A 13,917-nucleotide genomic window follows, 5' to 3' on the forward strand; every position below is an offset into this window, starting at 1 on the left:
GGTCTTTTTTATGTTATGATTGAAAAAAGGAGGGGGAGTATGAAGTGTAAATATTGTGGGGTAGAAATTGGTAATAGTTTAGAATGTCATTTATGTGGGCATAAACAAATTGGGAAAACAACGTGTCCAGTATGTTCAAAACTTATTTATCCTTATCAAGAATATTGTTCTAATTGTGGAAGTCCTACAATTTATCGTAAGTCTGAGCCAATAAAAAAAGTAACCCCTGATACAAGTGTACATAGTGAAGCAAGTCATAATTATCATACAGTTTCTGAAAGTTATGATTATAAAAAGAATGCCTATGATTATAAAAAGCCTTTTAAAGATTTGAATAAGTATGTACCCATTCAAAAAAATAAAAAAACGTTTAATCATCCAAATGTAAGAAAAAATAAACGAATTGTTAAAATAATTATAGGAATTATTGTTGCCTTTAATTTAATTATTCCGATTGCAGGAGCAATTATTGGAATTATAGGAGATAGTTTAGAAACAAGTGAGACGACATCTTTTGATGATAGTGGAAATAGTTCATTAACAGACTTTAACATTCAACAAGATACATCACGCAGTGATTATAATTATAATTTCCAAAAAAATAGTGGTGGAGTTTATATTTATCAAAATCATCTATATCTAGCAACAGGAGATCAACTTCTTAAATATGATTCAACACTTGAAAATAAAGAAGTTTTAGAAGAAGGAAGTTGTGATCATCTTTATGTAGATGATCGAGGTTATTTCTATTTACAATATGGAGATTTGATTTTTGCAGATCATCAAAATAATAAAAAGACTTTATTAAATGATGCTTATGATTGTTATGTTCTTGATCAATCTATTTTCTATATTCAAAATGATAATTTATATTGTTTAACGATAGATGATCAAATGAATAAAGTAGATAATAAAAAGATCAAAGAGAATGTAAATCATTTTAGTATTGATGATCAAAGCCAACGTATTTTATATGAAAATTTAAATTATAAAAATCAATTAATTGATTTTAATGGAAATGTTTTGAAAAAAGATGTTGATAGTTATGATGATTGTTATTTTTCTAATGGTTTATTATATTATCGTACTTATCAAGGAATCTATTATGTTGATTTAGATACACAAGAGGAAAAAGGACTTAAAGAAGTTGATAATATTTATCGTTTTGCACTCGCAAGAGATGAAGCAAATCAACAAGATATTGCTTATGTAGAAAGCTTTGATGATCAATTGGATGCATATGTAGGAGATGAGCAATATGCTATTTACGATGATGCAAGAGATTATTTTGTTGCTGGTCAATATGTTGTTTTTTATGCCTATGATGATGATTATAGTCAACATTATTTTATTGGAAATAGTGAAGGAATGTATACATCAATTGGAGAATGACAATTTAGTCATTCTTTTTATTTTATGACTGTGGTAGAATAAGGTCACTAGGAGTGATAAGAATGTATTGTAGTCAATGTGGAACATATGTCGAAGATGATATGCTGTTTTGTCCTCAATGTGGAAAACAGCTTCAACCAATAAAAAAAGTATGTATTCGTTGTCATCTCCCTTTAAGCGAAGATGAAGAAATTTGTCCTGCCTGTGGAACAAGACAAACACAAGAGGAAGTTGTTGAAGAAGAGGATCCTTATAAAGGATATTGGAAAAAGCCAATTCTTTGGATACTTTCAGCTGTTTTATGTTTATCAGCTGTTTTTCTAGGAAGTTATATGACAAGTCATCCTTTACAATCAACGTCAAGTCAAGAAAAAAATTATGTCTTAAAAGGCAAAGTGAGTACGTATAATGTTTCTGCTAATAATCAAGCAGGTGGACAATATCTAAAAGATAATCAACATCTTTATTATGTTATCAATAATCAACTTTTAGTAAGTGATTTAGATGAATTAGAAACAAGTGAAGTATTGATAGAGGATTGTGTGGGCTATTTAAGTATTGAAAATCATGTTCTTTATTATTGTGATTCTCAATATAATTATCAAGCTTATGATTTAAAGACAAAAACAACGACCCAAATATTAGAAAATGTGTATTATCCAATTATAAAAAATCATGTTATTTATTATCAATTAGATCAAGATCATGAAAGTTTATATCGTTATTCATTGGATGATCAAACAAATCAAAAATTAAATGATGAAACATCTTATGATATTACAATAGATGGAAAATATATTTATTATTTAGCTAAAAATGATGAACAATATGCTTTAAAAAGAATGACAATTACAGGTGAAAATATAGAAACACTCTATGAAAAACAATGTACATTCGCTCTTGATAACAAAGATTTATATCTTACTGATAATTCACAAATTATAAAAATCAATAAAGAAACATTAAAACAAGAAACAATCAAAAAAGTAGAAAATAGAGCCATTGCTTTAGTCAATAATAAAATTGTCTATGCGACAGGAACCCAACTTAAAATGATGAGTTTAAATGGGAAAGATGATCAGATTTTATTTAAGAATATCGTTGTATCAGATTTACAAGTTTTAGGATCTGATTTATTTACCAAAGGATATGTTCAAGAAAGTGGAGTCAAATATATTGTTTTCAATATTAAAGGGCAATATAAAGCTTTAAATGAAAATACAGCACAAGAATTTGAAAATTTACAAGATGCATAGGAGAATAATATGAAAGTATATGAAATATTAGAGGCAACAAAAGGTATTTTAGTTTCTGGAAATAAAGAAGATGAGATTTGTTTCTTTAGTCAAGATAGTAGACAAATGAAACATGGAGGAATGTATATTCCTTTAAAAGGTGAAAGATTTGATGGACATGATTTTATTGAAAGTGCTTTTCAAACAGGAGCAACAGCAATTATTACCGCTAAAGATGTAAGTTATCCAGATAAAATTGTGATTAAAGTAGAAGATACTTATCAAGCTTTAAAAGATATGGCCATTTATTTAAGAAGTCATCGCCCTGTAAAGGTTGTGGGAGTTACAGGAAGTGTTGGAAAAACAAGTACACGTGATATGGTCTATAGTGTTGTTAAACAAAAATATAAAACTTTAAAAACAGAAGGTAATTATAATAATGAAATAGGTCTACCATTAACAATTTTAAGATATCAAGATGAAGAAGTCATGGTCTTAGAAATGGGGATGAATCATTTAAATGAAATGTCAAGATTATCTATGATTGCTCATCCTGATGTCTCATGTATTACCAATGTTGGAACAGCACATATTGGTGAACTAGGAAGTCGTGAAAATATTTTAAAAGCAAAGTTAGAAATTACTGATGGTATGAAAGATCAATCCACTTTAATTATTAATAATGATAATGATATGTTACAGACTGTTGATTTACCTCGTTTAAATGTTGTAAGAGTTGGAAAAAATGAAGGGGCTTCTATTCAAGCAAGTGATATTGAATTATTTGAAGATCACAGTACATTTATTGTTCATTATCATGATCAAAGTGAAAAAATTTGGGTTCCTGTTCAAGGAGAGCATAATGTTTTTAATGCACTAATTGCGATAGCGGTAGGTATTGAATTAAATATTTCTTTAGAAGATATTAAAAAAGGAATTCAAGAATTTAAATTAACGAAGAATCGTATGGATATTCTTGAAAAAAATCATAAAACAATTATTGATGGAACATATAATGCAAGTGTAGATTCAATGAAATCAAGTATAGATGTTCTAGCAAATTATAAAAAACGTAAAGTTGCTATTTTAGCGGATATGTTAGAACTCGGAAGTTATAGTCAACAACTTCATGAAGAAGTGGGAAACTATGTTGCTACTAAAGAAATAGATGTTTTGATTTGTATTGGGAAAGAAGCAAAGTATATGTATCAAAAAGCAAAAGAAAAAATGAAGAATGTTTATTATTTTACTTCTAATCAAGAAGTTATTGAACAATTAGATCAATTTTTAAAGAATGATGATGTGGTTTTAGTTAAAGGAAGTCACTCTATGAATTTAAAAGAAATTGTAGAAAAGATATAAGTTATGAAAAAAAAGAAAAAGTTAAGATTAAAAAGACCCTTTCAGTTAATTCTTGCAGCATTATTGTTTTTATTGGCTTTTTCATTCTTTCAACTTATAAAAAATCAATTTAAACAAGAGAATCCATTGGTTTCAACTCAGGTATTGAATTATGAAGATTTAATGCTAAAATATGCTAGAGAAAATGATATAGAAGAATATATAGAATTATTACAAGCGATGATGATGCAAGAATCAGGGGGGCAGGGAAATGATCCTATGCAATCTTCAGAATGTGAATTTAATACACAGTTTGAAAAGAAGCCCAATGCCATCAATAATCCTGAATATTCCATTCAAGTAGGTATTCAATACTTTGCAAAGTGTTTAAAACAAGCAAATGTGACTTCAATAAAAGATGAAAAAGGCATCTTTTTAGCCTTACAATCTTATAATTATGGTATTGGATATATTAAATATGTTGAACAAACTGACAAGCAATACACTTATCAAAATGCTATAGCGTTTTCGCAAAAATGTAAAAAAGAATATAATGTATCCGTCTATGGAGATAGTAAGTATGTATATCATGTTTTACGTTATTATACAGATACTTCTCTTGTTGATGATTGGTTAGAATTATATCGATAAGGAGATTATTATGAAACAAAAATTAATGGTTGTTTGTGGCGGACAATCGAGTGAACATATTGTTTCTCGTATGTCTTGTACTTCAGTAATGAATAATTTAAATAAAGAAAATTATGATGTGACTTTAGTAGGAATTGATCAAAATGGTTCTTGGTATATTTTAGATCAAAATCAAGAAGATCTTGCTAAAGATACATGGCTAGACAATGCAAAAGCTCTTCAAGATGTTTTTGGTTTATTAAAACAACAAGATGTTGTTTTACCAATTTTACATGGAGCTTTTGGTGAAGATGGAACAATCCAAGGTTTATTTGAACTTGCTGGAGTTCCTTATGTGGGATGTCGTGTTTTAGCTTCAGCAGTATCTATGGATAAAATCTATACAAAGAAGATTTTAGAAACAGCAGGGATTCCTCAAGTAAAATCCTTATATGTTAAAAAAAGATATGATGGAAAACTTGTTGTTGTCAATAAACAATTTGATGAAATTGAAGATATTGAAAAAACAGTGGAAGAAGAATTAGGATTTCCATGTTTTATTAAAGCAAGTCGTTCTGGATCAAGTGTAGGATGTTATCGTTGTGATCATAAAGAAGATTTAATGACTAAACTTATTGAAGCTTCAAAATATGATCGTCATATTGTCGTTGAAGAATGTGTTGATTGTATCGAGCTTGAAACGGCTGTTTTGGGAAATGATGATCCAATCGTTTCACGTGTTGGACAAATCATGCCTCATGGTGAATTCTATACTTTTGAATCTAAATATGAAGATGAAGAAAGTAAAACATGTATTCCTGCTTTAGTTGATCAAGAAATTCAAGATAAGATTCGTGAATATGCTTTAAGAGTATTTAAAGCAGTTGATGGACATGGTCTATCAAGAGTTGATTTCTTCTTAGATAAGAAATCAAATCAAATCTATTTAAATGAAATTAATACATTACCTGGATTTACAAAGATTTCAATGTATCCACAATTAATGAATGATTTTGGTATTTCTTATAGTGAATTATTAGATCGTGTTATTCAATTAGCTTTTGATAAATAATAAAAAAATATTAATTTAATAATATATTTTAAATTATTGAAATTATCTTAAAGACATTGACTTTGTAAAAAAAAAAGTCTAACATTACAAGTAACCATAAAATAAATACTTCGATAGGAACTAGTAAGTACTATTTCAAGGCGTAGAGAGATTCTGGTTGGTGGAAAGAATTGTTTGAGTAATACTGAACTCATCCTTGAGTGGAGCGCTGAACTTAAGTAGGTGGCTACGGTATGCAACCGTTATTTTGTAAGAGTATGAACTATTATGTAGCGTACTTAGCGAGGTGGATAAAGTGATTTATTCACAAATTGAGGTGGAACCACGAAGTAATATAACTCTCGTCCTCAAAATGGCCGGATTGGCTATTTTGAGACGGGAGTTTTTTTATAGTATTAAGGAGGAAATGGAAATGAATTACGAAAAGTACAAGAGATTTGAAACAATTAAATTAAAAGACCGTACTTGGCCTGATAAAACAATTGAAAAAGCACCAATTTGGTGTTCGGTTGATTTAAGAGATGGAAATCAAGCATTAATTACACCAATGAAAATAGAAGAAAAAGTGGAAATGTTCCAACTTTTAGTAGACTTAGGATTTAAAGAAATTGAAGTAGGTTTTCCTTCTTCAAGTCAAATTGAATATGATTTCTTAAGATTATTAATTGAAGAAAATTTAATTCCTGATGATGTGACGGTTCAAGTATTAACTCAAGCAAGAGAACATTTAATTAGAAAAACATTTGAAGCTTTAAAAGGATTAGATAAAGCCATCGTCCATGTTTACAATTCAACTTCTATTTTACAAAGAGACGTTGTCTTTAACAAAGATAAAGATGAAATTAAACAAATTGCAATTGATGGTGTTCAATTAGTAAAAGATTTATCAAAAGAATTTGAAGGAAAAGTGATTCTTGAATATTCACCAGAAAGTTTTACAGGAACTGAAGTTGATTATGCAATGGAAGTATGTGAAGCCGTTATGGATACATGGGGAGCAAGTAAAGATAATAAAGTGATTATCAACTTACCTTCAACTGTAGAAATGGATACACCAAATGTTTATGCTGATCAAATCGAATGGATGTGTCGTAACTTCAAAGATCGTGAAAGAGTCATTGTTTCTGTTCATCCTCATAATGATAGAGGTTGTGGAATTGCTTCAACTGAACTTGCTTTATTAGCAGGTGCTGATCGTGTTGAAGGAACGTTATTTGGTAATGGTGAAAGAACAGGAAATGTTGATGTTGTGACTGTTGCTTTAAATATGTTCACTCATGGAGTTGATCCACAATTAGAATTAGGAAGTATTAATGATATTAAACATGTTTATGAAAAATGTACAAAAATGGATATTCCACCAAGACATCCATATGTTGGACAATTAGTCTTTACAGCATTCTCTGGAAGTCACCAAGATGCAATCAATAAAGGAATGCATGCTTTAAGAGAAAGAAATTCAAAGATGTGGGAAGTCCCTTATTTACCAATTGATCCAAGTGATTTAGGTAGACAATATGAACCAATTGTTCGTATTAATTCACAATCTGGTAAAGGTGGCGTTGCTTATGTTATGGAAAGCATGTATGGTTATCATTTACCAAAAGGATTACAAGTAGACTTTGCAAAAGTGATTCAAGATATTTCTGAAGAAGAAGGAGAAGTTTCACCAGAAAGAGTTTATGATACATTTATTGAACAATATGTAGATATTAAAGAACCATATGAATTTATTAAACAAAAATTAATTGATATTTCTGAAGATGATTCTGAATTTGAAAGAAAAGCAGAAATTACATTAAAAGATCATGGTGAAGTAAGAACAATTGTTGGTTATGGTAATGGACCAATTGATGCTGTTAAAGATGCATTTAATGAAAATGGCTTTGTTTATACACATTTCTTAGATTATAGTGAACATTCATTATCATCAGGATCTAGCTCAAAAGCAGCTGCTTATGTTTATTTAAGAGTTAAAGGAAGTGCTGTTCAAGAATATGGAGTAGGGGTACATCCAAATATTACAACAGCAACAATTAAAGCAATCATTTCAGCTATGAATAGAATTCATAAACAATTGAAAAAATAGGGAGGATTAAAACATGGATAGACTTGTTTTGTCATTACTTGTTGAAAATAATCCAGGGGTATTAAACCGTGTTGCTGGTTTATTTAGTAGACGAGGATATAACATTGAAAGTATTTCAGTAGGACAAACAAATATTAAAGGAATGTCACGTATGACAGTCGTTTCTACTGGTGATGAACAAATTTTAACGCAAATTGAAAAACAATTAGGGAAACTTGTAGAAGTCGTTGAAATTGAAAAACTTGAACCAGATGATTCAGTTTATCGAGAACTTGTCTTAATTAAAGTAGATGCAAATGCTGATCAAAGAACAAATATCAACTCAATTGTTGATATCTTTAGAGCACATATTATCGACGTTTCACCAACTTCATTAATTATAGAAGTTACTGGGAATACAAGAAAAGTCAATCAGTTATTAACGATGCTTAACGGATTCAACGTGACAGAAATTGCCCGTACAGGACTCGTTGGAATGCATAGAGGAAGCCAAGAAGATTAAGGGGGATATTAAAAATGGCAAAAATTTTTTATGAATCAGATTGTGACTTATCATTATTAGATGGGAAAACAGTAGCCATCATCGGATATGGTTCACAAGGACATGCACATGCATTAAACTTAAAAGAATCAGGAGTAAAAGTCATCGTAGGATTATACGAAGGATCAAAATCATGGAAAAGAGCTGAAGAACAAGGATTTGAAGTTTATACTTCAGCAGAAGCTGCTAAAAAAGCAGATATTATCATGATCTTAATCAACGATGAATTACAAGCAAAATTATACAAAGAATCAATTGAACCAAACTTAGAAGAAGGAAACATGCTCATGTTTGCTCATGGATTCAATATTCATTTCAACCAAATCGTACCACCAAAAAATGTTGATGTAACAATGATTGCACCAAAAGCACCAGGACATACAGTAAGAAGTGAATATCAAGCAGGAAAAGGAACACCATGTCTAGTAGCCGTAGAACAAGACTACACAGGAAAAGCACAAGATATCGCATTAGCATACTCATTAGCAATCGGTGGAGCAAGAGCAGGTGTACTAGAAACAACATTCAGAACAGAAACTGAAACAGACTTATTTGGAGAACAAGCAGTCTTATGTGGTGGAGTATGTGCTTTAATGCAAGCAGGATTTGAAACATTAGTAGAAGCAGGATATGATCCAAGAAACGCATACTTTGAATGTATCCATGAAATGAAATTGATCGTAGACTTAATCTATCAATCAGGATTTGAAGGAATGAGATATTCAATTTCAAATACAGCAGAATATGGAGATTATATTACAGGACCAAAGATCATCACAGAAGATACAAAGAAAGCAATGAAACAAATCTTAAAAGATATCCAAGATGGAACATTCGCAAAAGACTTCTTATTAGACATGTCAGCAGCTGGAGGACAAGCACATTTCAAAGCAATGAGAAAATTAGCTGCAGAACATGAATCAGAAAAAGTCGGAAAAGAAATTAGAAAACTTTATTCTTGGTCTGATGAAGATAAATTAATTAATAACTAATCAACACACTTTAGTGTGTTGTCATTGGAAAGTCGTGACTTTCTAATGACAACCTACTAAGGTTAAAAATGAAGGGGGAATTTAAAAAATGGCAATGACAATGACACAAAAGATCTTAGCAAAACATGCGGGATTAGATCATGTTGAAGCGGGACAATTAATTGAAGCAAAATTGGATGTTGTAATGGCAAATGATATTACAGGGCCAATGGCATTACCAATTTTTGATAAAATGGCAGATAAAGTCTTTGATAAAGATAAAGTGGTTTTAGTGCCAGATCACTTTACACCAAATAAAGATATTAAATCTGCAGAAAACTCAAAAGCAATTTTGGATTTTACAAACAAACAATGTTTAACACATCGTATGGAACAAGGTAAATGTGGCGTAGAACATGCTATCTTACCAGAAAAAGGAATCGTTGTGGCTGGTGAATGTATTATTGGGGCAGACAGTCATACATGTACTTATGGGGCATTAGGAGCTTTTTCTACAGGTGTAGGAACAACAGATATCGCCACTGGAATGGCAACTGGTGAATTATGGTTTAAAGTACCAAGTGCTATTAAATTTGTGATTACTGGTAAACCAAGTGAATATGTTAGTGGGAAAGATGTTATTTTACATATTATTGATAAAATTGGTGTTGATGGGGCTTTATATAAATCAATGGAATTTGTGGGAGACGGTATTCAATATTTAACAATGGATGATCGTTTTACAATTTGTAATATGGCCATTGAAGCAGGAGCTAAAAATGGTATTTTCCCTGTTGATGATCAAACAATTGCTTATATTGAAAAACATTCTAAAAAGCCTTATGAAGTCTTCGAAGCAGATGAAGATGCTGAATATGAACAAGTGATTGATATTAACTTAAGTGAAGTCAGACCAACAGTAGCATTTCCTCATTTACCAGGAAATGGTCATACAATTGATGAAATTGAAGAAATGGATAAAATCTATATTGATCAAGTTGTTATTGGATCATGTACAAATGGACGTTTATCTGATTTAGAAAAGGCAGCTGCTATCTTAAAAGGTAAAAAAGTAGCAAATAATGTACGTGTAATGGTTGTACCAGCAACACAAAAAATCTTCTTACAATGTATCCAAAAAGGCTTAGCTGAAATCTTTGTAGAAGCTGGATGTGCTTTTAATACACCAAGTTGTGGACCATGTATGGGTGGTCATATGGGTGTTATGGCTAAAGGTGAAAAATGTGTTTCTACAACAAACCGTAACTTCGTAGGACGTATGGGAGATACAGAAGCACTTATTTATTTAGCTTCTCCACAAGTTGCTGCAGCGAGTGCGATTGCTGGATATATCGCAAATCCTGAAAAGGTAGGTAAAGAATAATGAAAATTTATAAATATAAAGATAATGTAGATACTGATGTAATTATTCCTGCACGTTATTTAAATTCATTTGATGCTAAAGAACTTGCAAGTCATGCAATGGCAGATATTGATCCTACTTTTGCTACAACTGTAGAAAAAGGAGATATTATTGTTGCAGGTCAAAACTTTGGTTGTGGTTCTTCGAGAGAACATGCACCTCTTTGTTTAAAAACTGCAGGTGTTAAATGTGTTATCGCTAAAAGCTTTGCACGTATTTTCTATCGTAATTCAATTAATATTGGATTCCCAATTATGGAATGCGAGGAAGCAGCTGATAAAATTGAAGTTGGTGATGAAGTAGAAGTTGATTTTTCTACAGGTGTTATCACTAATAAAACAAAAAATGAAACTTATCAAAGTCAACCATTCCCAGAATTCTTACAAAAGATGATTGATGCTGATGGTTTAGTAAATTACGTAAATTCTAAAAAATAGGGGATTAGAAATGGAAAAGAATATTGCGGTTATTAAAGGTGATGGAATCGGACCTGAAATCGTAACAGAAGCGATGAAAGTTTTAGATGCTGTTGCAAAAAAATACAATCATAAATTTAATTATACAGAAATCTTAATGGGTGGTTGTTCAATTGATGCTTATGGTGTACCATTAAGGGATGAAGCTTTAAAAATTGCTAAAAAAAGTGATAGTGTTTTATTAGGGGCTATTGGTGGAAATACGACAACTTCGCCATGGTATAAATTAGAACCATCATTAAGACCAGAAGCAGGTTTATTAAAAATTAGAAAAGAATTAGGATTATTCGCAAATTTACGTCCTGCTTATTTATATGATGAATTAAAAGGGGCTTGTCCACTTAAAGAAGAATTAACTGAAGGTGGATTTGATATGATGATCATGCGTGAACTTACAGGTGGTCTTTATTTCGGTGAACGTTCTACTGAAAAAGAAGGAGATCAAATGGTTGCTCATGATTCAATGAGTTATAGTGAAGTTGAAATTCGTCGTATTGCTAAACGTGGATTTGATATTGCAATGAAAAGAAATAAAAAAGTAACAAGCGTGGATAAAGCAAATGTTTTAGATACTTCTCGTTTATGGCGTAAAGTTGTTGAAGAAGTTGCTAAAGAATATCCTGAAGTTACTTTAGAACATATGTTAGTAGATAACTGTGCAATGCAACTTGTAAGAGATCCAAAACAATTTGATGTTATTTTAACTGAAAATATGTTTGGTGATATTTTATCAGATGAAGCAAGTATGGTTACTGGTTCTATTGGAATGTTATCAAGTGCTTCTTTAAGAGAAGATAGTTTTGGTATGTATGAACCAAGTCATGGTAGTGCACCAGATATTGCTGGACAAAATATTGCTAATCCAATTGCAACTATTTTATCAGCAGCAATGATGCTTCGTTATTCTTTTGATTTAGATGAAGAAGCTAAAGCAGTAGAAGAAGCAATTGAAAAGGTATTAAAAGAAGGATATCGTACAACAGATATCATGTCTGAAGGTAAAACATTAGTAGGGACTCGTGAAATGGGAGACCTTATTGTAAGTCATTTATAGGAGGATATAGGGATGAAAAGTGATTTTGTAAAAAAAGGAACGGAAAGAGCGCCTCATCGTTCATTATTCAATGCCGCTGGATATACAGATGAAGAATTAGAAAGACCATTAATTGGTGTTGTCAATTCTTTCAATGAAATCGTTCCAGGACATATGAACTTAGATAAAATTTGTGAAGCTGTAAAAAAAGGAATCTATCTTGCTGGTGGAGTACCCGTAGAAATTCCAGCAATCGCTGTTTGTGATGGTATTGCCATGAACCATACAGGAATGAAATATTCACTTGTTACACGTGAATTAATTGCTGATAGTACAGAAGCAATGGCTGAAGCACATCAATTTGATGGTTTAGTTATGATTCCTAACTGTGATAAAAACGTGCCAGGATTATTAATGGCTGCTGCCAGAGTCAATGTTCCAACAATCTTTGTTTCTGGTGGACCAATGTTAGCTGGTCGTAAAATGGATGGTAAAAGAACATGTTTATCTTCATTATTTGAAGCTGTAGGACAATTCAATGCAGGGAATATGACAGAAGATAAACTTCATGAATTTGAACAAAAAGCATGTCCAACTTGTGGTTCATGTTCAGGTATGTATACAGCAAACTCAATGAACTGTTTAACTGAAGTTTTAGGAATGGCTCTTCGTGGAAACGGAACAATTCCAGCAGTTTATTCAGAAAGAATTAGACTTGCAAAACATGCCGGTATGCAAATTGTTGAATTAATTAAAAAAGATATTCGTCCTCGTGATATTATGACTGAAAAAGCTTTTACCAATGCTTTAACAATGGATATGGCACTTGGATGTTCTACTAACTCAATGCTTCATTTACCAGCTATTGCTCATGAAGCAGGAGTTGAATTAAATCTTGAAATTGCGAATGAAATTTCTAAGAAAACACCTAACTTATGTCACTTAGCTCCTGCTGGTGATACATTTATGGAAGATTTAAATGAAGCTGGTGGTATTTATGCAGTTATGAATGAAATTAATAAATTAGGTTTATTATCAACTGATCTATTAACTGTTACTGGAAAAACTGTTGCTGAAAATATTGAAGGATGTGTTAACTTAGATCCTGAAATTATTCGTCCAGTTGAAAATCCATATTCACCTTATGGTGGTATTGCAGTATTAAAAGGAAATATTTGTCCAAATGGTGCCGTTGTAAAACAATCAGCAGTTGCTAAAGAAATGATGGTTCATACAGGACCAGCTCGTGTCTTTGATTGTGAAGATGATGCCATTGTTGCTATCCGTGAAGGAAAAATTGTTAAAGGTGATGTTGTTGTTATTCGTTATGAAGGACCTAAAGGTGGACCTGGAATGCGTGAAATGTTATCACCAACTTCAGAAATCGCTGGTATGGGCTTAGATAAAGATGTTGCTTTAATTACAGATGGTCGTTTCTCTGGAGCTACTCGTGGAGCTTCAATTGGACACGTAGCACCTGAAGCTGCTTTAGGTGGACCAATTGCTTTCATTGAAGAAGGAGATATTATTGATATTGATATTACAAATCATTCAATGAATGTACGTGTTAGTGATGAAGAAATGTCTGCAAGAAAAGCTAAATGGCAACCAAGAGAACCTCGTATTAAAAAAGGTTACTTAGTAAGATATGCTTCTTTAGTAACATCTGCAGATAAAGGTGCGGTATTACAAGCACCAGAAGAAAAAAAATAAA

Annotated in this window: 12 protein-coding genes and 1 other annotated feature; all 12 genes read left to right on the forward strand. The window is 31.4% G+C overall.

Features of this window, described 5'->3' with window-relative positions; translation table 11 throughout:
• Positions 1–39: 39 nt before the first annotated feature.
• Positions 40–1,392, forward strand: a complete 1,353-nt coding sequence (locus tag Fi14EGH31_RS02355) for a zinc ribbon domain-containing protein (protein ID WP_118470648.1) — start codon at positions 40–42, stop codon at positions 1,390–1,392.
• Positions 1,393–1,454: 62 nt separating this feature from the next.
• On the forward strand, positions 1,455–2,648 hold the full coding sequence (locus Fi14EGH31_RS02360; RefSeq protein WP_117872393.1) for a DUF5050 domain-containing protein: 1,194 nt from the start codon (positions 1,455–1,457) through the stop codon (positions 2,646–2,648).
• A gap of 9 nt (positions 2,649–2,657) precedes the next feature.
• Entirely contained in the window at positions 2,658–3,989 is a 1,332-nt protein-coding gene (locus tag Fi14EGH31_RS02365; RefSeq protein ID WP_200765101.1) for a UDP-N-acetylmuramoyl-tripeptide--D-alanyl-D-alanine ligase, read from the forward strand.
• 3 nt (positions 3,990–3,992) lie between these two features.
• Entirely contained in the window at positions 3,993–4,619 is a 627-nt protein-coding gene (locus Fi14EGH31_RS02370) for a lysozyme family protein (RefSeq protein WP_117481795.1), read from the forward strand.
• A gap of 10 nt (positions 4,620–4,629) precedes the next feature.
• On the forward strand, positions 4,630–5,670 hold the full coding sequence (locus tag Fi14EGH31_RS02375) for a D-alanine--D-alanine ligase family protein (RefSeq protein ID WP_118749086.1): 1,041 nt from the start codon (positions 4,630–4,632) through the stop codon (positions 5,668–5,670).
• Between the two features lie 101 nt (positions 5,671–5,771).
• Positions 5,772–6,022: a binding site (T-box leader), on the forward strand.
• A gap of 60 nt (positions 6,023–6,082) precedes the next feature.
• On the forward strand, positions 6,083–7,759 hold the full coding sequence (leuA, locus tag Fi14EGH31_RS02380) for a 2-isopropylmalate synthase (RefSeq protein ID WP_117852043.1): 1,677 nt from the start codon (positions 6,083–6,085) through the stop codon (positions 7,757–7,759).
• A gap of 13 nt (positions 7,760–7,772) precedes the next feature.
• Positions 7,773–8,261, forward strand: a complete 489-nt coding sequence (gene ilvN / locus Fi14EGH31_RS02385) for an acetolactate synthase small subunit (protein ID WP_048925154.1) — start codon at positions 7,773–7,775, stop codon at positions 8,259–8,261.
• A gap of 14 nt (positions 8,262–8,275) precedes the next feature.
• Complete coding sequence (ilvC, locus tag Fi14EGH31_RS02390) at positions 8,276–9,292, forward strand: ketol-acid reductoisomerase (RefSeq protein ID WP_117872372.1); 1,017 nt, start codon at positions 8,276–8,278, stop codon at positions 9,290–9,292.
• A gap of 88 nt (positions 9,293–9,380) precedes the next feature.
• Positions 9,381–10,655, forward strand: a complete 1,275-nt coding sequence (leuC, locus tag Fi14EGH31_RS02395) for a 3-isopropylmalate dehydratase large subunit (RefSeq protein WP_118632845.1) — start codon at positions 9,381–9,383, stop codon at positions 10,653–10,655.
• Positions 10,655–11,131, forward strand: coding sequence for a 3-isopropylmalate dehydratase small subunit (leuD, locus tag Fi14EGH31_RS02400; protein WP_107030302.1), 477 nt, complete (start codon positions 10,655–10,657; stop codon positions 11,129–11,131). Before leuC ends, leuD begins: the two co-directional genes overlap by 1 nt.
• A 10-nt stretch (positions 11,132–11,141) precedes the next feature.
• Positions 11,142–12,224, forward strand: coding sequence for a 3-isopropylmalate dehydrogenase (gene leuB, locus Fi14EGH31_RS02405; protein WP_118749085.1), 1,083 nt, complete (start codon positions 11,142–11,144; stop codon positions 12,222–12,224).
• Between the two features lie 12 nt (positions 12,225–12,236).
• Positions 12,237–13,916: a dihydroxy-acid dehydratase gene (ilvD, locus tag Fi14EGH31_RS02410; protein ID WP_118473887.1), complete on the forward strand. Its 1,680-nt coding sequence runs from the start codon at positions 12,237–12,239 to the stop codon at positions 13,914–13,916.
• Position 13,917: the final 1 nt, after the last annotated feature.

This window comes from Faecalibacillus intestinalis (assembly GCF_015097455.1).
In the GTDB taxonomy this organism is placed as follows: Bacteria; Bacillota_I; Bacilli_A; order Erysipelotrichales; family Coprobacillaceae; genus Faecalibacillus; species Faecalibacillus intestinalis.